21 protein-coding genes, 1 tRNA gene and 1 pseudogene are annotated in these 21,960 nt (G+C 35.5%); 15 read left to right on the forward strand and 8 right to left on the reverse strand.

The genetic code is table 11. The features are described from left to right. Positions 1-246 precede the first annotated feature (246 nt). A complete protein-coding gene (locus BKP35_RS19160; protein WP_169819182.1) occupies positions 247-411 on the forward strand; it encodes a lipopolysaccharide assembly protein LapA domain-containing protein in 165 nt (54 codons plus the stop codon). A gap of 104 nt (positions 412-515) precedes the next feature. Further along, positions 516-644: a hypothetical protein gene (locus BKP35_RS20080; protein ID WP_281244205.1), complete on the forward strand. Its 129-nt coding sequence runs from the start codon at positions 516-518 to the stop codon at positions 642-644. Positions 645-1,111: 467 nt separating this feature from the next. On the opposite strand, the gene BKP35_RS09070 is transcribed toward BKP35_RS20080, so the two are convergent. From BKP35_RS09070 to BKP35_RS09080, 3 genes are all read right to left on the reverse strand, one after another. Further along, on the reverse strand, positions 1,112-1,972 hold the full coding sequence (locus BKP35_RS09070; protein ID WP_245741924.1) for a tyrosine-type recombinase/integrase: 861 nt from the start codon (positions 1,970-1,972) through the stop codon (positions 1,112-1,114). Between the two features lie 120 nt (positions 1,973-2,092). Then, positions 2,093-3,163 (reverse strand): tyrosine-type recombinase/integrase, encoded by a 1,071-nt coding sequence (locus BKP35_RS09075; protein WP_071313034.1) that lies wholly within the window; start codon positions 3,161-3,163, stop codon positions 2,093-2,095. Then, positions 3,153-4,220, reverse strand: a complete 1,068-nt coding sequence (locus BKP35_RS09080) for a tyrosine-type recombinase/integrase (protein WP_071313035.1) — start codon at positions 4,218-4,220, stop codon at positions 3,153-3,155. Before BKP35_RS09080 ends, BKP35_RS09075 begins: the two co-directional genes overlap by 11 nt. A gap of 479 nt (positions 4,221-4,699) precedes the next feature. Between BKP35_RS09080 and BKP35_RS09085 the strand changes: the two genes are divergently transcribed. The 4 genes from BKP35_RS09085 (at position 4,700) to BKP35_RS09095 (ending at position 7,462) form a co-directional block, all read left to right on the forward strand. Continuing rightward, complete coding sequence (locus BKP35_RS09085) at positions 4,700-5,560, forward strand: hypothetical protein (RefSeq protein WP_071313036.1); 861 nt, start codon at positions 4,700-4,702, stop codon at positions 5,558-5,560. Positions 5,561-5,607: 47 nt separating this feature from the next. Beyond that, entirely contained in the window at positions 5,608-5,784 is a 177-nt protein-coding gene (locus BKP35_RS19490; protein ID WP_169819183.1) for a hypothetical protein, read from the forward strand. Positions 5,785-5,985: 201 nt separating this feature from the next. After that, the gene (locus BKP35_RS09090) at positions 5,986-6,168 is read left to right on the forward strand and encodes a helix-turn-helix domain-containing protein (RefSeq protein WP_071313037.1); all 183 of its coding nucleotides are present in this window, start codon (positions 5,986-5,988) and stop codon (positions 6,166-6,168) included. Between the two features lie 130 nt (positions 6,169-6,298). Continuing rightward, positions 6,299-7,462, forward strand: a complete 1,164-nt coding sequence (locus BKP35_RS09095; RefSeq protein ID WP_071313038.1) for a tyrosine-type recombinase/integrase — start codon at positions 6,299-6,301, stop codon at positions 7,460-7,462. A gap of 102 nt (positions 7,463-7,564) precedes the next feature. Here the strand turns inward: BKP35_RS09095 and BKP35_RS09100 are convergent. Further along, positions 7,565-7,660, reverse strand: a tRNA-Sec gene (locus BKP35_RS09100). Positions 7,661-8,018: 358 nt separating this feature from the next. Between BKP35_RS09100 and BKP35_RS19495 the strand changes: the two genes are divergently transcribed. The 4 genes from BKP35_RS19495 to BKP35_RS09115 all read left to right on the forward strand — a co-directional run bounded on the left by BKP35_RS19495 (position 8,019) and on the right by BKP35_RS09115 (position 12,894). Continuing rightward, positions 8,019-8,171, forward strand: a complete 153-nt coding sequence (locus tag BKP35_RS19495) for a hypothetical protein (protein ID WP_169819184.1) — start codon at positions 8,019-8,021, stop codon at positions 8,169-8,171. A 219-nt stretch (positions 8,172-8,390) separates the two neighbouring features. After that, positions 8,391-9,641 carry a hemolysin family protein gene (locus BKP35_RS09105; protein ID WP_071313039.1) on the forward strand — a complete coding sequence of 417 codons (1,251 nt, stop codon included), beginning with the start codon at positions 8,391-8,393 and terminating at the stop codon, positions 9,639-9,641. Positions 9,642-9,937: 296 nt separating this feature from the next. After that, on the forward strand, positions 9,938-11,860 hold the full coding sequence (selB, locus tag BKP35_RS09110) for a selenocysteine-specific translation elongation factor (protein WP_071313040.1): 1,923 nt from the start codon (positions 9,938-9,940) through the stop codon (positions 11,858-11,860). Beyond that, positions 11,845-12,894: a glycosyltransferase gene (locus BKP35_RS09115; protein ID WP_071313041.1), complete on the forward strand. Its 1,050-nt coding sequence runs from the start codon at positions 11,845-11,847 to the stop codon at positions 12,892-12,894. Before selB ends, BKP35_RS09115 begins: the two co-directional genes overlap by 16 nt. Positions 12,895-13,063: 169 nt before the next feature. Here the strand turns inward: BKP35_RS09115 and BKP35_RS09120 are convergent, their stop codons facing one another. Together BKP35_RS09120 and selD are read right to left on the reverse strand one after the other, a co-directional pair. Continuing rightward, positions 13,064-13,939 carry a selenium metabolism-associated LysR family transcriptional regulator gene (locus tag BKP35_RS09120; protein ID WP_071313042.1) on the reverse strand — a complete coding sequence of 292 codons (876 nt, stop codon included), beginning with the start codon at positions 13,937-13,939 and terminating at the stop codon, positions 13,064-13,066. 83 nt (positions 13,940-14,022) lie between these two features. Further along, positions 14,023-15,045: a selenide, water dikinase SelD gene (gene selD / locus BKP35_RS09125; protein ID WP_245741939.1), complete on the reverse strand. Its 1,023-nt coding sequence runs from the start codon at positions 15,043-15,045 to the stop codon at positions 14,023-14,025. 164 nt (positions 15,046-15,209) lie between these two features. On the opposite strand from selD, the pseudogene BKP35_RS18900 reads away from it, so the two are divergent. From BKP35_RS18900 to selA, 3 genes and pseudogenes are all read left to right on the forward strand, one after another. After that, positions 15,210-15,410: pseudogene (locus BKP35_RS18900) on the forward strand (Rdx family protein); the annotation flags it as partial. Between the two features lie 309 nt (positions 15,411-15,719). Next, complete coding sequence (locus BKP35_RS19500) at positions 15,720-15,857, forward strand: hypothetical protein (RefSeq protein WP_169819185.1); 138 nt, start codon at positions 15,720-15,722, stop codon at positions 15,855-15,857. Positions 15,858-16,380: 523 nt separating this feature from the next. Next, a complete protein-coding gene (gene selA, locus BKP35_RS09130; protein ID WP_071313044.1) occupies positions 16,381-17,790 on the forward strand; it encodes an L-seryl-tRNA(Sec) selenium transferase in 1,410 nt (469 codons plus the stop codon). Between the two features lie 90 nt (positions 17,791-17,880). On the opposite strand, the gene BKP35_RS09135 is transcribed toward selA, so the two are convergent. Beyond that, the gene (locus tag BKP35_RS09135) at positions 17,881-18,018 is read right to left on the reverse strand and encodes a small acid-soluble spore protein P (protein ID WP_071313045.1); all 138 of its coding nucleotides are present in this window, start codon (positions 18,016-18,018) and stop codon (positions 17,881-17,883) included. A gap of 245 nt (positions 18,019-18,263) precedes the next feature. Here BKP35_RS09135 and BKP35_RS09140 point away from each other — a divergent pair, with 245 nt between their 5' ends. Further along, complete coding sequence (locus tag BKP35_RS09140) at positions 18,264-18,521, forward strand: hypothetical protein (RefSeq protein ID WP_071313046.1); 258 nt, start codon at positions 18,264-18,266, stop codon at positions 18,519-18,521. Positions 18,522-18,826: 305 nt separating this feature from the next. Here BKP35_RS09140 and sspO read toward each other — a convergent pair whose 3' ends face one another. After that, the gene (gene sspO / locus BKP35_RS09145; RefSeq protein ID WP_071313047.1) at positions 18,827-18,976 is read right to left on the reverse strand and encodes a small acid-soluble spore protein O; all 150 of its coding nucleotides are present in this window, start codon (positions 18,974-18,976) and stop codon (positions 18,827-18,829) included. Between the two features lie 235 nt (positions 18,977-19,211). Between sspO and acnA the strand changes: the two genes are divergently transcribed. Then, positions 19,212-21,941 (forward strand): aconitate hydratase AcnA, encoded by a 2,730-nt coding sequence (acnA, locus tag BKP35_RS09150; RefSeq protein WP_071313048.1) that lies wholly within the window; start codon positions 19,212-19,214, stop codon positions 21,939-21,941. Positions 21,942-21,960 lie beyond the last annotated feature (19 nt).

A 21,960-nucleotide genomic window follows, 5' to 3' on the forward strand; every position in this document is an offset into this window, starting at 1 on the left:
TGATAAAAATTGATTATTTTTCAAACGGTATTAATATTATTATATTTTTGGTAAGTGTAGCAATTATCTTTTTTATTGAACCGTATTTGGTTAAATATAAGAAAATTGAAAAATAGTGATCATCAACTAAGGTGATCGCTTTCTTTATAAAGTTAAAGAAACAAAACCGTTAAACATTTTAGTATCGAAAATAGCAAACCCATTGAAGAATTGGGGAGTTGCCCTATAAAAAGAGGAGGAATGTTTATGGCTAATGAAATGTTTTTAATTATTCTTATTTTGTTCATTTTAGTTGGTATAGTTTGCGGAGTATTACTAATCTTCTTTTGGATGAAAAGCAGTTATAGAAAAAAAGATACAAAAATAAAAGAGCTTCAAAATGAAATTGAGGAACTAAGAGGAAAGAATTAAATTCGAAATAGGTTTGCCAGTTGAAACCTTGTGAATTAATACACTTAAAGTAACGACGTGCGTTAGTTGAAGATCGGGGTTGTTTTTCTTTGGCGAATTACAATTTGGATCCTCCACAACCTGGAACTAATGTTGAAGAAGATCAACTAATAAAAAAGTCATTTATTGCACAGTACAACGATACTGTGCAACAGAAAATATACTTTACATTCTGGCGTGACTCCGGAAGCTAAAAGCCTAATTCCTCATTAGGCATTTAGTCTTCAAAATCCTTGACGTTTTCTATTGGTTGGTAAACGTGTTGGTGCAAGTGGTAAATTTCGTGGTGTAACTGGTGGTAAAAAACATGGCAGAGACAGTACATCCTTGTGGCTGTAATCAATTGCGGACAGGAGATCCACGAACAAATTAGTGCAGATATTATTGCCCGCGACCAATGACTTAACTTTTGTCCGTTGAGGGACCAATGCAGGACTGTTATAAATATGCCAAATACGCACGCATGTTTAAGTATCATAGCACTGGCAATCGGATTCTAAGCATTAGATGGTGGGCCTCGATCCCTTTCCACCAAATGCAAAGAATCATGCGTTATAATGAATGGCAAGCAGCTCCGCTGTGGCTCTGATGCTCTTTTTTAAGGATGGTTGTACCGTTAGTGGCTCTATGTAAAGACAGTAATTCAGAAGATTTGTTTTTCTTACTCATTTTTACAAACAGAATTAATTATTCCTTCTACTTTCTTGTAAACATATTGATGCTCATGAATTGTTATATTTTTATTTCTGGTATAGTTTGGGTTTATATAGTGTTCGGTCGAAGAGATAAACTCATGACCCAATAATTGTTGTACTATGAAAATGCTTGCACCTGCATCTATCATATAAGTTGCAAAAGAGTGTCGAATACTGTGAATGGTAACATGTGGTAAATTAGCTTTTTGTATGTATATATTTAAGATACTTCTTACATCACCATTAGAAAGTTTTTTTCCGTTCTTATTGAATAAGTAGTCACAGTCAGAAAGCATATTTATTTTTATATAGTGTTTTAGTACGTCACCAAACCCATTTCTTAAAGCAACAACCCTAGCTTTCTTTGTTTTCGTTTTCTTTAACAATAACATATCGCTTTCTAAATCTAACTCATTTACTTTTACGCCTAATAATTCAGAAATCCGCATTCCGGTAGAGAACAATAAACTAAAAAGAACAGCTTCATTAAAAATATTATCACTATGTGTTACGATACTATGAAATAATCTCAAGGTTTCATGTTTACTAAGAATACGAATAGGTTTCCTTCTATCCTTATATTTTTTCAAATCAAATCTCATACTACTAGTAACGTCAGGAAAATTATCGTTTCTATATAAAAACTTGAAAAAGCTTTTCAACGCACTGGACAGTGAATTTAGTTTATGATAACTTACTCCAGCGCTTGCTTTTTCATAAAGGAATTCATCTAATAAGGTTGAATTTATTGGTGTATAAATATCGCCACTATTTAATCTTATTACATGAATTTCTCTTAAATTAATTTCTTCAACTTTACAATTCAATTTCTGTGATAGGAAATTACAAAACGACTTTAAACCTCTTAAGTAGTTAATTTTTGTAGAGTCAGCTAATTTACTAATCCTTTTAAATTCCTCTATTTTTAAATTAAGATTACACATATCTTAGTCTTCAACTCCAATCATATGCCTTAATAACTTTTCAAAAGGAAACGGATACTTCCCCATAACTTCATCTTTTAAGTCATGTGGGTGTAATTTGGTATAGATTGATGTTGTTTCTATATGCTCGTGTCCTAATACTTGTTGAAGGATGTTAATGCTCATTCCTTGCTTTAAAGATTGAACTGAAAATGAATGTCTAAACGCGTGAGGAGAGTATTCATTTTCAATTCCCAGAGTTTTTTGCAAGTTTTCTAACATTTTCTGTATTGATCTTACTAGAACGGGTTTCCTGTTATCGTAGATCCTTTTTGAAAAAAGGTGGCGCTCATCAGAATAATTTATTTTCTTGATTCCAGTTCTAGATAAAAAATCAATAACCACCTTTTTTACTTCAGGGTACATAGGAATGTATCTTTCCTTATTCCCCTTACCTTTACGTATGAAAATTACATTATCATCGACCATAAAATCTCCAATTCTGACATTAACTAATTCACTAATTCTACAACCGGTCCCCAATAGGAAGTAGAGTACAGTGTAATTAAAGAATGGAGAGGAAGTTTCTAACGATTTATTTAATAAAGCCTGAATCACTTCTGTTGGTATATATCTAGGCAATTTTGTCTCCTTATACATTTCGAAACGATTTCTTATATCCTCGGATATATACTTTTTTGTATAAGCAAATTTAATCAATGCATTAACAATGGCCTGATAAGTATTTTTAGTCCCTAAAGAAATATTCCCTTTTTTAACGATTGTCTCCTTGTAAAAGTCATCCATGATATTTTCATTTAAATCAAGTAAACTAAAGTTAGGATCAATTTTATTTAGAAATTTTTTAAATCTTTCAAAAAAATGAATGTAATAATATAAAGTATCGTCCGTTTTCCTTCCATTTTCTAAATCCTTTTCAATCTTTATTTTAAATTCATTTATTATCTCAATAGCAGTTTTGGATGATTCAATTCTTCTATTACCTTGCAATAAATTTATAAAATCTTTTAATTCTATTCCATAATGTTCGCAAATAACTTCCGGTTCAATTCCAGGACGCACCTCAATGTGCATGGCTTTCATCTCCTTTTGACAATTGCTGTAATGGATTGAATGGCAAAGAATTCTGAAGTAACCTTTTTACACTTTTATGAACATAGTACTCAGTAGATGTCCTGTGTAAATGTCCCATTGATTTTGATACTTCTTCAAAGTCATTTAGATTATCAAGTGCATTTGTTGCATAAGTATGTCTTAAAGCCATTGCATTAATCTTTGCTTTCCCAAAAGCCTTTTTATTAAATCTAAGGATCATGCTTGAAACTCCTGTACGAGATAAAGGTTCTCCAAATGAATTAATAAAAACAGAATCATGATTTGGATTAAAGTTATTTCTAATTTCTAAATATCTTTTGAAAACCTTTGATAAATCTTTACTTATTTTTAATGTTCTTTGACCTGACTTCTCACAAAATAGGGTAATTAGGGATTCACTAGGTCTTATACTATCTATATCAAGCCTCGTAACTTCAATTGGCCTGCAACCTAATTCCATAATTAAAAGTAAAATGCACAAATCCCTAATTTTAAAATTACTGTATTGTTCCGTTGTTTCCACTAATTTAATTATGTCTTGGGTGGCAGAGTATGCATTGGTGCGTTTACCTTGGTTTATTAACGATGGCGGTACACTATAATCAAAAAGAATCCTCTTATTCTTCCTAAGAAAATTGACAAACAATTGGACGACAAATAAATACTTATAAATGGTATTTTCCTGAATTTCTCCATTATTATGTCTCTGAATAAGGTAATCCTCATAACTTATAATTTCTTTCAAGGTTAGTTCAGATAAAGTTTTTTCAAAATCATTTTCTATTTTTTTATTTTTAGTTATGAACTTAGTGAAGCATTTAAGTTTTCGTATCCAACTTTCAATACTGCTGAGAGTATATCTTTTTTCAACCTCTAAATATTTAAAAAATAAACTCATTGTTGAATCTAAAGAACTTTTCCATGTCCTCTGTGGTTTATGTCTTTGCATAATTTCAAAAGACTTTCCTTTAATAGAAGTATCTTTAAATTCCTGTTCTACAAAAGGAACTGAATGATCTTTCGCTAAAATACCCATATTTTTTCTCCTTATTTTGACAATTTTTTTAAACTTTCTATTTTATAATGGAATATGAAAACAGTTTCTTTAATTACTTTATAAGACTGCTTCTTCTTTAAAGATGCATTTTTAATAACAATTTTGAGAAGGTATGTTATTGATATTTACATATTTAAAGAAGAACTAATAATATAATTTCCACTTTTTTACTTTTTATTCGTATTATTTTTATAATACGAACTTTCCTTTATCATGGTAAAGGATTTGTGATTGAAATTATATATAGGAGGTGTTGGATATGTTAAACCATAATCATATTAAAAAGATTTTCCTGACAAATGAAGTAATTATTTATAATCAAGATTATGTTTTAAACCATTTATCTCGACACAAGCACAATCATAAATCAATACTTAACCACGATAATAGGTTGCACTTTTAAAAGTGGAACGGTGATATGAGAATTTTGTTAAAGTACGCTAATTTTGGTGATAAATATGCAACAGACACTGGAATTACTGCTTAACAGACATTCTGATATTAGCTTAGGTCTTAAAAAATATTTAAAGGGGGAGATAAACGAAGAAAAATATATTAATACTCGTAAGGACGCAAATGGGAGAGTATCGTTACAGTGGCCGGAATTGACCTTTTTGAGAAGTGATATGGAACTATATGCAAAATACTTATTAAGTTTATCCTTAAAAGGACGTAGATTAGTTCTTTTAGAAGATGAAACAACTGGCTTTTCAAGACAACAATTATATGATCTTTATGGGATATCAAGTGATACAGTTAGTAGATACCTTCGCAGAAGCCAGCAAAACGAGGATAAAAAGAGAAAAAAACGTTCTCCGGAAATACGTGATATGACAGAGTATCAAAAAGTTTCAAAAGAAGTAGTAGCTTTTTTTGCAATATTAGCAAGAGTTCCTTTTTCATGGCTAAATGAAGAAAAACCAGATTTGGAATGGAGTATATATCACTTTAATTTTTTACAAACTCCTAGAATGAGTTTATTCGACCTTAAGAACTTTTTGGAAAATCACTCCGAAAAGCTACATCATGATGTGATAGGGATCATAGTTAATGGTGGTATTAAACATCCTCTTTACTTACGTTTGGAATGGTTTCGAGGTGGTTTTATAATTGAGGTTTTTAATCCTATATGTAGGCCATCTGAAATTATTCCTTTAGTATTACTGTTGCAGCAATTTAATTATGATATTGGCTATATGGATACGGTAATAGACTCACAAAAAAACTATGCTTTTATTTGTAAATATAAAAGTAGTACACCAATTTGTTTACCTATGGAATATAGAAAACCCATCACTTTATTAAGTGGAACCATATGATTCAACGGTAAAATGTTGAGCCTCCTTATTATAAGGAGGTTTTTTTTATGACGAAAAATAAAGAATTGGAAATTAAGCTTATGAGAGATAAGGGGCTTGAAATTTTAAGAAAGTGGGCAGAAGAACTAAACAAAGAGAACGATGAACAAGAATTATTAATAAGTGAGGTTGAGAAAAATGATGAAACTAGTAAGAGATACCATAAAGATAAAAGACCAAAATAACTTTGGCTATTTGTGTTGGTTTTATAAGTGAAAAGAACCGTGATGGAGTAATAGAGTGAAATAAGCGAGGGAATTTATTACTGAAAAAAATAGACTCTTTATGCTGTAGGTACAGCCTATTCGGTAAAAATTATCAATTTAAATTTTATTTAAACGAAGTACAAAGTGTGAATTAAATATTCACATTTAGAAAGGAAGAGAATGAATAAATTTGAAAATCTAAAAGATGTTTTAACAGTAAAAGATATTGCTGAGTTTTTAGGCATAGGTCGTGGACAGGCATATGAATTAGTGCATTCAGGTTGTTTTCATGTAGTACGAGTAGGGAGCAGAATCCTAGTTCCTAAAAAGTCTTTTCAAAAATGGTTCGAGGGACAATTGTAATGTTTATTTATAAATTTATTTGTGGCACCTAAACTTATATACCATTTTTTGTTTAAAGCATGTGAAAATTTTCAATACTGTAAATGGTGCGAGTTTGGTGCCCAGCCGAAAAAAAGGAGGTTAATAATTATTGGCTGGACATATCAAACAAGATAAAAAAACAGGAAAGTGGCTCTTTATTGTCGAGGCGGGTAAAGATGCAAAAGGCAATAGAAAGCGTCAAGTACGAAAAGGTTTTAAAAACAAAACCGAAGCCAAAAATGCTTTGGCAATCGCCATTGCTGATCATCAAAAAAAGGAATTGGCTACGGAAGATAAGGCTGAAACGATGACGGTTGGTAATTATCTCGACTATTGGCTAAAAACGTATGCTGAAACTAACACCGCTCACAATACTTTCAAAGCTTATGAACGAATCATTCGAGTCCATTTAAAACCAGATCTTGGACACCTACAATTAAATGAATTAAAAGTGAGAGATATTCAGCATTACTATTCAACAAAGGTAAAATCGGAGAATAGTGAAGAAAATAGCGAGAATGCAGAAAAGTTATCAAAACAGTCCGTGTTACACCACCATCGAGTACTATGTAAGGCTTTAAATGATGCTCTTGATTGGGAGTTTGTTAAGAAAAATGTCGCACGAAAAGCGAAACCACCAAAACCGGATAAGGCCCCCTTCACGACCTATTCTAAGGGAGAACTTGAATTACTACTTGAATGTGCAAAAGGGTCTGAGATCTATTATCCGATATTTTTGGGGGCAGCGTACACAGGTGCTCGATTAGGAGAGTTAAGAGCATTAACATGGGGAGACATTGATTTTAACAAAAGAAAAATGTATATTACCAAGTCTGCCTATGATAAGAAAGGCGAAGGGGTTAAGATCAAGAATGCTACTAAAAATGGACAGCATAGAGCAATCGCGATGGGAAAGCGCCTCATTGAATTTCTGAAACGTCATAAAGAAAATTATGAAAAAAAGAAAGCCTTATTAGGCCCGACCTTTAATCCAAACGATCTCGTTTTTTTCAATACAAAAGGAAATTACTTAGATGTAAGGGATTTGGCAAGGGCTTATAAAAAAGCGGTCAAAGAAGCAAACCTACAGGATAGTCGTTTTCACGATTTACGTCACAGTCATGCGACGATTTTACTTCAAAACAATGTTCACCCAAAAGTGGTAAGTGAACGTTTAGGTCATACGAAAGTAAGCATTACACTCGATCTATATAGTCATGTAAATCCCTTACTCCAAGATGGTGCTGCTCAAGCTTTTGATGATGCCTTTTAAAAAGAATGGGCACCTCTTGGGCACCCATTCCTCTAATTTTAAATTTTATGTAGCTTGTGCAGTCAATTGATGAAGCTTGCTAACCCTTGATATAAAAGGGTTTGGCGGGACTGTGTGGGAATCGAACCCACCGAAGACGGCACGCGCCTCCCTAAGGTTTTGAAGACCTCGGCAAACACCAGTTACACAACCAGCCCCATATAATTTTAAAAAGAGTAACAATATTTTAAGGGAAGTACAAGCTTTCATCATGCACTAATATATTTTACAGCTTATAACTCTATCGGTCAAGTTATCGTTGTATAGTCCTATATTTTAAAATATTCATAAAATAAAAACTGTGAAATCGCAAAAAGTGGATATTGAGAATTGTTACTAATGTTCATAAGTTTGTAACATTTGAATATGTATTAAAAAAGTAAGTTTTTCAGCATTAAAAATTGACTCATCATCAGAGTTCTCGGCAATTAACAAAATGGAGTAAATACCTAAAGTCTAAGATGAAACAACAAAGAGAACCTTTACAAAATCAAAAAGAATACGAGGAGAGGATACTGTGAAGTTGTTTAGGAGGAAAAAAATTTCTGGGGCGATGGGGATGAACGGTAAAGTGAATATGCAAAAGCTAGAAGAACGTCAATGGGTATTAAATATGTTTCAACGAAAAGGATATATAGTAGATCGAAATTCTATGAAAGAAGGGAAATGAAGAAAGATGAAAATCCCTTCTTTTTCTTTTGACACAAAAAAGAACGTACGTTCCTCGCTTTTTCTAATGAATAAATGCAAAACAATCCATCATCTTATTAACAATTATTTAAACGTGTTTCCCAAATTATAAATGATTGTGCTGTTATTGGGAAACTTAAGCTAGAAAGCACTAAACCATTATATTTCATTTACGTTTTGTAACAAGGTGGTGATCATTTTGGAAGCTTTTCCTTATTTTTTTACGGTATTATTAATTCTTCTTTTATTTTTATCGGCGTTTTTTTCATCAGCTGAGACGGCGTTTTCCAGTGCGAATAAAATACGCTTGAAAAATTATGTAGATGAAAAGCGAAAAGGTAGTAAAAATGCGTTAATGATAACTGAGAATTTTGATAAAGGGCTGTCGACAATATTGGTTGGTAATAATGTCGTTAATATTGGTGCTGCGACAATTTCGGCGAAGCTTGCGACCGACATTTTTGGTGCGGGTACCGGAATGATCATTAATACGGTGGTGATGACTACATTAGTGCTTATTTTTGGTGAGATTTTACCGAAATCTTATGCGAAAGAGAACGCAGAATCGTTCGCTTTAAAAATTTCTGGGATTCTATCTTTTTTGATGAAAATGTTGGCACCGATTACGACCGTTTTTATTGCTTTGAAAAATCAAATTTCAAAAATGATTACTTCTAAAGAATATGTTCCTTTAGTCACTGAAGAAGAATTAAAAGTTATGGTCAATATTAGTGAAGAAGAGGGCGTGATTGATAAAAAGGAAAAGGACCTCGTTCATAGCGCGCTTGATTTTGACGAAATTGTCGTTGGCGAAATTTTAACACCGAGAATTGATATGGTCGCTGTCGAAGTCCATGATGACCATGAGGAAATTTTAAATATGTTTTTACAAGAGCGTTTTTCGAGAGTGCCTGTTTATGAAGAAACGACCGATAATATTATTGGCATTTTATCGGAAAGAGAATTTCTGTCTTGTCTTGTCCAAAACAAAACGTTTAAAGTTCGTGACTTATTAAGAAAGCCGATGTTTGTTGTTGAATCATTAAAAATTTCGTCGCTACTTCCGGAACTGCAAAAAAATAAAACTCATATGGCAATTGTCATTGATGAGTTTGGTGGCACGGAAGGACTGATTACGATGGAAGATATTTTAGAAGAGATCGTCGGTGAAATTTGGGACGAACACGACGAAAAAGTCAGTATAATCAATCAAATCGATGAAAATACGTACCAATTATCCGCTGATTTTTCATTAACTGATTTTTGCGGACTAATGAATGTTCCAATCCCTAATAGCTCTTACCATTCGCTTGGTGGCTGGGTCGTTGAAAGAATCGAAAAAATACCGACTGTCGGTGAAGAATTTCATTATCACCATTTAACCATTACAGTTCATAAAATGGACGGCAAACGGATCCGACAACTCGTTGTGAAAAAGCATGTGCGTTAGCTGTTTTTGTGGTTAGTTGGTTTGTTGGTTAGTGGTTAGGGCCCTCGACCTACGTTTCGTGTGAGAAGGTGACGGCAGGGACGGCCGCCATGCGGGTTTTGTATATAAAACAAGTGACGACTTTTCTTAATGATGTCGATAGTCTTTGACCATGTATTAAAGAGGAGAATTGTCTATTTATTCTTTTCTTAAAAAAGTCATGCTATTTCCCTTGCAACGAAAGTCTTAATAAGAGTAAAGTATATAGGGAGTAGCTTAATACATACATAAAAGTTTTAGGAAAGGCTGGTATACATATGGGAGATCGTTTTTATACGATTGGCATGGCAGGACATATCGATCACGGAAAAACAACGTTAACTAAGGCGTTAACAAATATAGATACAGACCGCTTAAAAGAAGAAAAAGAACGAAGCATTTCCATAGAATTAGGGTTTGCACCGTTAAAGCTTAAAAGTGATGTGAAAGTATCGGTGATCGACGTTCCAGGTCATGAGAAGTTTATTCGACAAATGATTGCCGGTGTGGCGGGAATTGATTTAGTCATGCTCATCGTTAGTGCCGATGAAGGAGTAATGCCTCAGACGAAAGAGCATTTAGATATTTTATCTTTATTAGGGATCAAAAACGGAATTGTTGTTGTTACAAAAATTGACCGAGTTGACGAGGAATTGTTAGAGCTCGTTCAAGAGGATATTGCTTTAGAAGTGGAAGGGACGTTTTTAGAAGATGCCCCATTTGTTTTCGTTGATAGTTTGTCAAAAAAAGGGATTGATCAACTGAAAGATGTTATTGAAGAAAAATTGAGTGACGTTCCGAGTCGTGATGCGAAAGGTGCGTTCCGTCTTCCGATTGACCAAGTGTTTACGGTTCATGGGCAAGGTACCGTCGTTCGAGGAACGATTTACGAAGGAGCGATTCAAGAAGGGGATATACTTGAAATTTTACCGAAAAACGCGAAGGTGAGAGCGAGACAACTTCAAGTGCACCACCAAAAACAAGAACGAGGCTTTGCTGGTCAGCGTGCTGCCATTAACTTAGGTGGGGTCTCAAAAGAAGGCGTAAAACGCGGAGATGTCCTCGTTTCTACTCAGCATTACGCAACAACGTCGACGATTGACGTTTCCTTGCAAACATTAAAAGATTTAAAGTATCCGTTAAAGCAACGTGGCTATATCAAACTTCACCTCGGAACCGCAGAAGTTTACGGAAAAGTTGTTTTCTTTGATCGCAATGAATTAGAAGGCAATGGAGATACAGTTCTTTGTCAGCTTCGTTTGGATGAACCGATTGTAACGAGAAGAGGCGATCGGTTTATTTTACGAAGACCGTCTCCAGTCGAAACGATTGGTGGAGGATTTGTCATTGATCCGAACGGTGAAAAGTATAAATTCGGTGAAAAGACGGTTGAAATGCTCGAAAGAAAACGAGAAGGTACGCCAATTGAAAGGATCACCGATACATTAAAAGAAGAGAAATTTTTATCGGCAAAAGAGTTACAAAAGCATGTCGATTTACAAGAAGGAGTTTTTACGGAATCGATTTCAGAGCTTAAAGATAAGAATGAGTTGATCGAAACAGAACAAGGTGAGCTCGTTTTAACGCCGATTTTTAATGAGATTGTTGAGTTATTAAGTCAAGACTTAGCAGAATTTCATGATGAATTTCCGTTAAGAGAAGGGAAAAATAAAGCAGAAGTGCTACAATCATTAAAGCAAAATTACCCGATGAAGTTGCTAGAGTTTACATTTGAGAAAAGTGTACAAGATGAGAAATTATCCAAACGTGGACAGTTTGTTGCGCTCAGTAGTTTTGAACCTCATTTTCCTAAAAAGTGGGCAAAACGGATGGAACAAGTCGTCGGTGAGCTTGATCAAGGTGGCATTCAAGTAGAAGGGTGGGAGCACATTATTGGAAGGGCGCAGCTTCCCCCGCAATACCAAGAAGATTTAAAGCACTATTTATTACGATCAAACAAGGCGTATGCTTTTGATGATAAGCATATAGTTTTAGCAAAGCATTTCAAAGCTGCAGTCGAAAATTTACAGAACAACACCGAAGATGAGTTTGAGCTTCAAGATGCAAAAGCGGTTCTAAACTTATCTCGTAAATATTTAGTTCCGTTTATGGAATTACTAGATCGCTTAAATATAACGGTGAGAAAAGATTCGAAAAGACAATGGAAGAAGCGAGAGTACGATCAATGGATAAACAACTAAGAGGTACGAATGGCACTGAGGCTTCACTTCTGTTTTTAACCCCTTATTTTCACCAAGGGCGTGGCAATGCGACAACGGCAAAAAGAATTGTATCTGGGTTACAGTCGAATGATGTTAAAACGAATGTCGTTGCTTATGATGAAGAAATAGTGTCTAGTGAGGTGTTAAGTTCAAGTGAGTTGCTTCACGTTCTTCATTTTAGGCGCTTTGCTGATTGGCTTGAGCAGAATAGTGTTACGTTTGAGCGGCCATTTGTGATTACATCAGGTGGTACAGACGTTAATATTGATATTTTTAAAGAAGAGCATGCAAAGAAGATCGGTACTGTTTTAAAGAGGGCCGCAGCAATCACTGTTTTCAGTGAAGATGCGAAGCTAAAGTTATGTAGTGTTTATCGTGGATTGGAAGAAAAAGTTTACATTATTAAGCAAAGTGTTTGGTTTCCAGAGACGGATGATGAAGTTGGGGGAAACAGTGTCGAACTACCACAAGAAGGTCTGAATATCGTTTTGCCAGCAGGTTTGAGAGCGGTTAAAGACGTATTATTTGTGTTACCAGCGCTAGTTAAGCTAAAGGATAACTTTCCAAATTTAACGTTTACGATCATCGGGGCTCCATTAGAAGACGAGGTGTTACGTGAGGTTCGTGAGGCTATGAAAAAGTACCCGTGGATTCAATACTATGAAGAAGTCGCTCTTGAAGAGATGGCAAGCATTTACAATAACAGTGATATGATTATTAACACCTCTTTATCGGAAGGTCAATCTTCTGCATTACTTGAAGCAATGTATGTCGGAAAGCCCGTCATAGCCAGAAATAACGGTGGCAACCGCAGCATTATTCAACACGGTGAAACAGGTTTTTTATTTGATGATGTTCACGAATTTTATCAGTGTGTCGAGCAGTTGTTAACTGACGAAAGTTTAAGAGTAGCCATTTGCAAAAATGCGAGTAAATATGTGAAAGAGTCGCATTCGTTGCAGCATGAGATTGAGTCTTATGTAAGCTTGTATGAAAAAGTTTTGGGTGACTAGTAATGCCTAGCAGGGATTGTTGTTGTTAAGAAATTTTTTGAGAAAAGAATACAAGGATTAAACCTTTGGAGTATGGAGTGCGAATTCGTGTGCGTAATTCGTGCTCTATTTTTAATGAAGCGGTAACTTTACTTTAATAAAGCGACCGCTTCAGGAGATCACATATTTTTTATTCATCGACAACATCTTCTTGACTGAGTGATACGAGTGAGACGATGGCAGGATGTATCTTTTTAGAATGTAAATAAGATAAATAAAAGCTTCGTTCATAAGGCAACTGATGAACGACTTTAATTCGCCCTTGCTTCATCGCTTGCGTCGCAGCGATGCTTGATACAACAGAATATCCGAGATTTGCTTCGACCAAGCTGATTACGGCTTCAGTTGTTTTTACTTTGGCCATACAGCGTAGGTCGTTTGTGGAAACTCCAAAACTTTTTAAGCTTTTTTCTACGCCTTGCCACGTCCCAGACTTTTCACTACGGAAAATAAATGGCAAGTCCTTTAGTGTTTTTAAATCGGTAATTTCCTCACTATCTGGTGGGCCGATCAAAATGAAATGCTCTTTTTTAATCATATGATTGATGATATCTGGATCTAGTGGTTCGATTCCAACGAATCCGATATCGATCGTACCTTCTTTTAAAAGGCCAGATATCTCACCCGACTCATGGATCGACAATTGAATATCAACACTATGGTGAAGGTTTAAAAATTTTCGTAATAAAGTGGGAACTATATATGTTCCTGGGACAGTACTTGCTCCGATACGAACGACACCGGTAAGTTCACCTTGTAGCCTACGACATTCTTCAACTAATACATCCCAGTCATAGAGAAACTTTTTTCCTTTTTGATAAACAAGTCGACCTGCTTCTGTTGGTTCGACCGTTTCACGGTTTAATAACGAAATACCGAGCTCAGTTTCTAATGTCTTAATTTGTTTACTAACAGCGGGCTGGCTAATGTTTAGAGTGTTTGCCACTGCTGAAAAGCTTTTATGGTCCAGTACCATCATGAAGGTCTTGATTCGTTTTAAATTCATGAGATTCACCTCTTTAACTTATGAGGAACTTTATTAAAACGAGGCGACTGACATTGTGTGAGTCGCCTGTTTTATAGTTTTTCCTAACGGTTTACGTACATAAATCTTTCTTGCTTTTCTTCTACTTCACCGATAACTTTTGCTTCTTCGACTCCTAGTTTATGTAAGTTTTCAACATAAACACTAGCTTCTTCTTTCGGTAAGCTAACTAAAAGTCCCCCTGAGGTAATCGCATCACATAAGATCCACTGTTCAAATTCTTCGATATCACTTCCATATTCTACATCGTTAGCAAGCCAGCGGTGGTTTGCTTTAGAGCCACCAGGAACGATGCCTTCTTGAGCTAACTCAGTAGTTCCATCTAATACCGGTACTTCGCTAAAGTTCAGTTTGAAAGTGACATTGCTTCCTTTTGCCATTTCGTAAGCATGGCCCAATAAACCAAATCCGGTGATATCTGTGACTGAATTAGGATTTAAGTGTTGTAGGGCTGAGCTTGCTTTATCATTTAAAGTGGCCATTGTTTCCATTACTTTCTTCAATTGCGCTTCTGTTAGTTTGTCTCGTTTGATCGCCGTCGTTTGGATTCCAACACCAATCGGCTTTGTTAGTACGAGGACATCCCCTGGTTTTGCCCCGATGTTTTTGTACACTTTTTTCGGGTGAACAATTCCTGTAACTGAAAGTCCAAACTTAGGTTCTTGGTCATCAATCGAGTGACCACCAATAACAACAGCACCAGTTTCATTGACTTTGTCTGAAGCCCCACATAAAATTTGCGCTAAAACATCTGGGTTTAATTTTTTAATAGGAAAGCCAACGATATTTAAAACCGTTTTTGGCACGCCCCCCATTGCATAGACGTCACTTAATGAATTTGCAGCAGCTATTTGACCAAACATATATGGATCATCAACAATTGGTGTGAAAAAATCAACTGTTTGAATCATCGCAATATCATCCGTTAATTGATACACTCCAGCGTCATCTGAAGTTTCATGTCCTACTAATACATTAGGGTCATAGGCTCTTTTAGGTAATTGACACAAAACTTGTGCCAGGTCTTCAGGACCAATTTTACAGCCTCAACCACCTTTTGCTGTCATAGTTGTTAATTTTATTTGATTGTTTTCCACGGTTAAAGCACCTCCTAACGAATAGTATAAGCGTATTCTTTGATTTTTGACAAATAATATCATAAAATAGGAACAAATTTTACTGGGGAGTGAGTTTTTTTATGAATATTGAAGTTCAATTTTGCATGATGTGAAACTACGCACCAAAAGCTGCGAGTTTCGCAGAAGAAATATTTAACAACTTTCGTACAGAAGTGGCCAATGTAGATCTTGTTCCAAGTTCTGGTGGCGCTTTTGAAGTCATTGTCAATGGCGAGAAGATTTATTCTAAACTTCAAACTGGAGAATTTCCCAATAATGAAGAGGTTATTGCGAAGTTAAAGCAATTTAAATAAATAAAGCAATTTACAATAAAGCATTGTGTACGACTTTATTGAGTTGCAGAAAAATATTTGAAGTATGAGAAGTGCGAATTAATTAATATAATCTGCACTTCTTTTTTGTGTTTATTAAATTTTGAAATTATTAAAAAAATCCTACCAAAATTCCTATTTTTTCTTGTATAATATTAAGTGGACAGGCTTTATTAAAGAGCGTGTTCAAAGAGGAGGATAATCAGAGCCAACGAAGAAATTCGAAAGCTATGATTACCGGACTTTTTGAACAACCTCTTAAAGAGAAATGAATTGGAGAGGGAGGTAATCATGAAGAAGAAATTTGCCAAAGGCTTTGGAATTGGCTTTGGGATTGGTGTATCGCTCTATTTAGCTGGACTTTATTTAGAGTACAAGGAAAAAGCCGAAGAAATGAAAGAAAGAGAAACATTTGGAACTGGACAATAATTGATTTTAAGTGAGTGAATTTCATAATTACCAAAAATGAGACACATCACACAATATATAGTTTGCGAATGATTTTGAACGCAACTATATATTGATCTTAGTGGCGAGAATAATGGATTATGAAATTCATTAAAGTGAATAAAACAATCAAAAGGTGATCGGGCGAACCGACCACCTTTTTTTACCATCTACATGACTTTCTTCTGGGGTCTTATCGATTTGTTTTTTTCGGAGACACCTCCATAGTTGTTCATTTTAGAACAATGAGTAATCAGCTACATTGTGCAACCGTTATCACCCCTTAGAGGTATTGAAAAGCAAATCCTTACCCTAAATAAATCAATTCGATGGGAGAAAAAGCATTTAAGCGATTTCTCAATACTATTGTGTGTTTTCTTCGCTAAATTATTTATGGAAAAGTTTGTCTTGAACATTGCATTATCTGTTAGGATTTTGGGAATATTTTAGGTATAATCAACACATAATAAGCAGTTTAAGCTGTAGATCTTATGGGGAGTGGAAGATGAAACATTATTTGCGTGAATTACCGGCTATACATATTTTAAAAAATGATCCACGTTTTTTGCAATATAGTAGTGATTTTGAGTTGTCTGAGCTCGAATTAACACAAATGCTTCAAAATCAAATTGATGAGCTAAGAAACGAGATTCTGATGGATCGCTTACAGTTAAATAATGTACCAACAAAAGAAACGTTTATTGAAATCGTATTTAACAATGTTGTTCAAAAATTAAATAACTATGAGCCGTATTATTTAAGGCGTGTCATTAACGGGACAGGAACGATTTTACATACTAATTTAGGTAGGGCAAAGTTAAGTGATAAAGCGATTGAACAAGTAGTACAAGTCGCCCATAACTATTCCAACTTAGAGTTTAACATTGGGGAAGGGAAACGTGGCTCGAGACACGATATTATTGAAAATGTATTAAAGCGTATTACTGGCGCAGAGGCAGCAATGGTTGTCAACAATAATGCAGCTGCAGTGTATTTAATTTTACGAGCTTTAGCTTGTGAAAAGGAAGTCATTGTCTCTCGCGGCCAGCTTGTTGAAATTGGCGGTTCGTTTCGCGTTTCTTCGATTATGGAAGAAAGTGGTGCCAAGCTAGTTGAGGTTGGTACGACAAATAAAACCCACAAATATGACTATGACAACGCCATCACGGAAGATACGGCGATGATTTTAAAAGTGCATACGAGCAACTTTAAAACCGTTGGGTTTACCGCTTCCGTTGAAACCGAAGAGTTGGTTGAACTTAAAAACAAACACGAGGATATTATTTTTTACGAAGACTTAGGTAGTGGCGCTTTATTTGATTTTACCAAACACGGTGTGGGTGATGAACCGATTGTTTCTAAAGTTTTAAACATGGGGGTCGATGTCGTTTCTTTTAGTGGAGACAAGCTTCTCGGTGGCCCGCAGGCAGGAATTATCGCTGGGAAAAAGGAAATTATCCAAAAACTGAAGAAACATCAATTAGCGCGAGTTCTTCGTGTTGATAAAATGACGCTCGCTGCTCTTGAAGGGACGTTAAAATCGTATGAAGATGAAATGGCACGACAAGAGGTACCTACTGTAAGGGACATATTAGCAACAAAAACGGATATTGAATTAAAAGCAAAACAGTTCATCGGTATGGTTGAAGCCGAATGTATTGGCTATTCCTGTAAGTTAATTGATGAGCAGTCTCAAATTGGAGGTGGAACGATGCCTACAGAGGAAATCTCAACAAAAGCGGTTGCTCTCGTTTCCTATAAACTGTCGGTAAATCAGCTTTCTGAAAAATTAAGGCTTTATAAACCAGCCATTATTTCGCGAAGAAAAGATGATCATGTATTATTAGACTTTCGAACGATTACAGATGAAGAGCTAGTCATTATCGTAGAAGCATTAAAAAATATTGAAATGTAAAGAATTGTTAGGCACACTCTACATCAATAAAACGGGCACAAGGAATTTCCTCTAACTGCCCGTTTCTTCATAGGATGCGCTTTAAATATTTTAACTTTCACCGTCAGTTTGGCCAACATGATTTTGCTTTTTGACTTTTTTCGAACCACTTAGCGGCTCTGGTTGACCTGGGTTGTGTCCTTTCGGGGAATTTTTACGTTGGTCTTTATACGTATTTTTTTCAGTCATGGGAATCCTCCTCAGATTTATTTGTAGCATAGTTAGTATTTTAGTGAGAAAGAAAATCTATTCATTAACGTGAATAGATTTTTTGCTGTTTATAAAAACTAATAAAGGATGAGGGTGTCCGATAAGTCTTACACCATGCGTCACAGTTAAATTAAACTTAGAAACAGCTGTATATGTTTTGTGACTAACGGTGTATTGACTCAGTTTTGGAACACGTTCATAAATCCTAAAAGGGGGAGTTTGTATTGCCATACATTAAAAACAAGCAACAAGCATTTCAAGCAGCACAACAGCAGTTTGTTCAAGCAGAGCAAGCAATGAATGATTTACAACCGAATGATGAAGATTTTGGCCATCATTTAAAAAAAGCGCAACAAGAAATTACTGAAGCTGAACAAGTGATTGATAAAGCATTACGTAATGCATCTGAACATCAACGACGTGAACTTCAAAAATATCAAGAGGAAATTGCCGAACTAAAAGAACACTTAACCCAATTTTAATTTTTGAAAGCTAAACGCAATGAGGGTGTCCTGGAAGTGTCATACCACGATTTAAAACTAAATAAAGACGTACAGGTTCAACCGCCGTCTTTATTTAGACTTTATGGTGACTACACTTTTATGGGACACCCTTTATTAGAGTGAATTTCATAATTACCAAAAATGAGCAACATCATGCAATATATAGTTTGCGAATGGTTTTGACGCAACTATATATTGATCTTAGTGGTGAGAATCATTAATTATGAAATTCATTAATTATGGTGAAAAATTTAAAATTCGTTTTTTTGCTCATTTCTTGTCACTTATTGGCGTTTCTTTGTCTTCTTGTTAAATTGCTTCTGCTCTTCTGTAAGTGGTTCGTTTGAAACCTCTTCGTTATAACCTGTGCCAATACCTTGTGCTTTAGCTGCATTCATTCCTGGTCTTACATGATTTGCTTTACGCTTTGCCAATTTCTCCACCTCCATTTCTTTAGTTGTATTTTTTCTAAAATAATGTTTTTCTATAAGAAAAGATTTTGGTAAATTGGCAATACCAACATGTGTGAATGATTTATCATGCTTTATTTTTAAAAATTTGCTATACTCTAAAAAGGTAATATTTTTTAAAAAATTGAACTTTTTTTGAATTAACTATTTAGACAATTGCGAAAATGTGGTATAAGATTAGTAGAGGAGGGTTTTACATATGACAAATCAAAAAAATCTTTTTAATGCACGTTCGTCTTTTGAAGTAAACGGAAAAAAGTACAACTTTTATAAGCTCCAAGCAATTCAAGATGCAGGTGTTGGAAACGTTTCCAAGTTACCGTACTCTATTAAAATTTTACTAGAATCTGTTTTACGCCAATATGATGGTTCGGTAATTAAGGAAGAGCATGTTGAAAACCTAGCAAAATGGGGGACGAGCGAGGTAAAGGATATTGATGTACCTTTCAAGCCGTCTCGTGTTATTTTACAAGACTTTACAGGGGTTCCAGCTGTTGTTGACTTAGCTTCTTTACGTAAAGCAATGGCGGATATGGGTGGAGACCCAGATCAAATTAACCCTGCAATTCCAGTAGATCTTGTTGTTGACCATTCCGTACAAGTAGATGAGTTTGGTTCAAGCGATTCTCTAGCAAAAAATATGGATTTAGAATTTGCAAGAAATGAAGAGCGCTATAAGTTTTTAAGCTGGGCGCAAACATCTTTTGATAATTTTCGTGCAGTACCACCAGCAACAGGTATTGTTCACCAAGTAAACTTAGAATATTTAGCAAGTGTCGTTCAAACGGTTGAAAATAACGGTGAATTTGAAGCTTTTCCTGACTCATTAGTGGGAACTGACTCACATACAACGATGATTAACGGCCTCGGTATTTTAGGTTGGGGTGTAGGTGGAATCGAAGCAGAAGCAGGAATGCTTCAACAGCCTTCATATTTCCCTGTGCCAGAAGTTATCGGTGTGAAGTTAGTTGGTTCATTACCGAACGGTGCTACAGCAACCGACTTAGCATTAAAAGTAACGCAAGTACTTCGCGAGAAAAAGGTAGTAGGAAAGTTTGTTGAGTTTTTCGGACCGGGACTTTCTGAAATGCCATTAGCAGACCGTGCTACAGTTTCAAATATGGCACCTGAATATGGAGCAACTTGTGGTTTCTTCCCAATCGATGACGAAGCACTTAACTACTTACGTCTAACTGGTAGAAGTGAAGAGCAAATTAAAGTTGTCGAAGAGTATTGTAAAGCAAATAGTTTATTCTACACGCCAGGTAGTGAAGATCCAGTTTTCACTGATGTCGTAGAAATTAATATTTCTGAAATTGAACCAAACTTATCAGGCCCTAAACGCCCGCAAGATTTAATTCCACTTTCACAAATGAAAACAGAGTGGCAAAAGGCGTTAAAAGCACCAGCTGGTAGTAGTGGTTTCGATTTAAGTGACGAAGATATTGCGAAAGAAGTTACAGTTGAGCACCCGAACGGTGGAACTTCAACATTGAAAACAGGTGCAGTGATGATCGCTGCCATCACTAGTTGTACAAATACTTCGAACCCATTCGTTATGCTTGGCGCAGGCTTAGTGGCGAAAAAAGCGGTTGAAAAAGGCTTAAAAGTACCTGAGTATGTTAAAACAAGTTTAGCACCTGGATCTAAGGTTGTTACAGGCTACTTAGAAAAAGCTGGATTAAATTCTTATTTAGATGAAATCGGCTTTAATACAGTTGGTTATGGCTGTATGACTTGTATCGGTAACAGTGGACCACTTCCAGAAGAGATCGAAAAAGCGATTGCTGATAACGATTTAACGGTAACAAGTGTATTAAGTGGTAACCGTAACTTTGAAGGAAGAATTCATGCATTAGTAAAAGCGAACTATTTAGCTTCACCGCCATTAGTAGTAGCATACGCTTTAGCTGGTAACGTGAACTTTGACCTCTTAAATGATTCGTTTGGTAAAGATAAAGACGGCAACGATGTGTACTTCAATGATTTATGGCCAACGACTGAGGAAGTGAAAGCAGCGATGGCAGAAGCGGTTGAGCCTGAGCTATTTAAGAAAGAATACGAGCAAGTATTTGAAGCAAATCAACGCTGGAACGACCTTAAAACGACGGAAGAAAATCTTTATTCATGGGACACAGAATCAACATATATTCAAAACCCGCCATTCTTTGAGAACCTTTCTCCTGAACCAGAAGAGGTTAAAGAACTTAGTGGCTTAAAAGTAGTTGCGAAGCTTGCAGATTCTGTAACAACTGACCATATTTCTCCTGCAGGTTCGTTTGGAAAAGATACTCCGGCTGGTAAGTATTTAGTCTCCAAAGGTTTAGAGCCTGTAGACTTTAACTCTTACGGATCTCGTCGTGGTAACCACGAAGTAATGATGAGAGGAACGTTTGCAAACATTCGTATTAAAAACCAAATCGCTCCTGGTACAGAAGGTGGATTTACAACTTACTGGCCAACAGGCGAGGTAATGGCGATGTACGATGCTTGTATGAAGTATAAAGAAGATGGTACTGGTTTAGTTGTTTTAGCTGGTAAAGATTACGGTATGGGAAGTTCTCGTGACTGGGCAGCGAAAGGAACAAACTTACTTGGCATTAAGACTGTAATTGCTGAAAGCTTTGAGCGTATTCACCGTAGTAACCTCGTGTTAATGGGTGTATTACCGTTACAATTTAAAGAAGGAGATAGTGCAGATTCTTTAGGTTTAACTGGTAAAGAAGAAATTAACGTTAAAGTTACTAATGAGATTAAGCCAAGAGACATGGTAACAGTAGTTGCTACAAATAAAGAAACAGGTGAAGAAAAGACTTTTGAAGTTCTCGCTCGTTTTGATAGTGAAGTTGAAATTGATTACTATCGCCATGGTGGTATTTTACCAATGGTACTTCGCGCGAAATTAGCGGAAGAAAAGCAAAACGCTTAATTAAATGCGTAAACACCTT

Origin of the sequence: Anaerobacillus arseniciselenatis (assembly GCF_001865995.1) — a bacterium.
In the GTDB taxonomy this organism is placed as follows: domain Bacteria; phylum Bacillota; class Bacilli; order Bacillales; family Anaerobacillaceae; genus Anaerobacillus; species Anaerobacillus arseniciselenatis.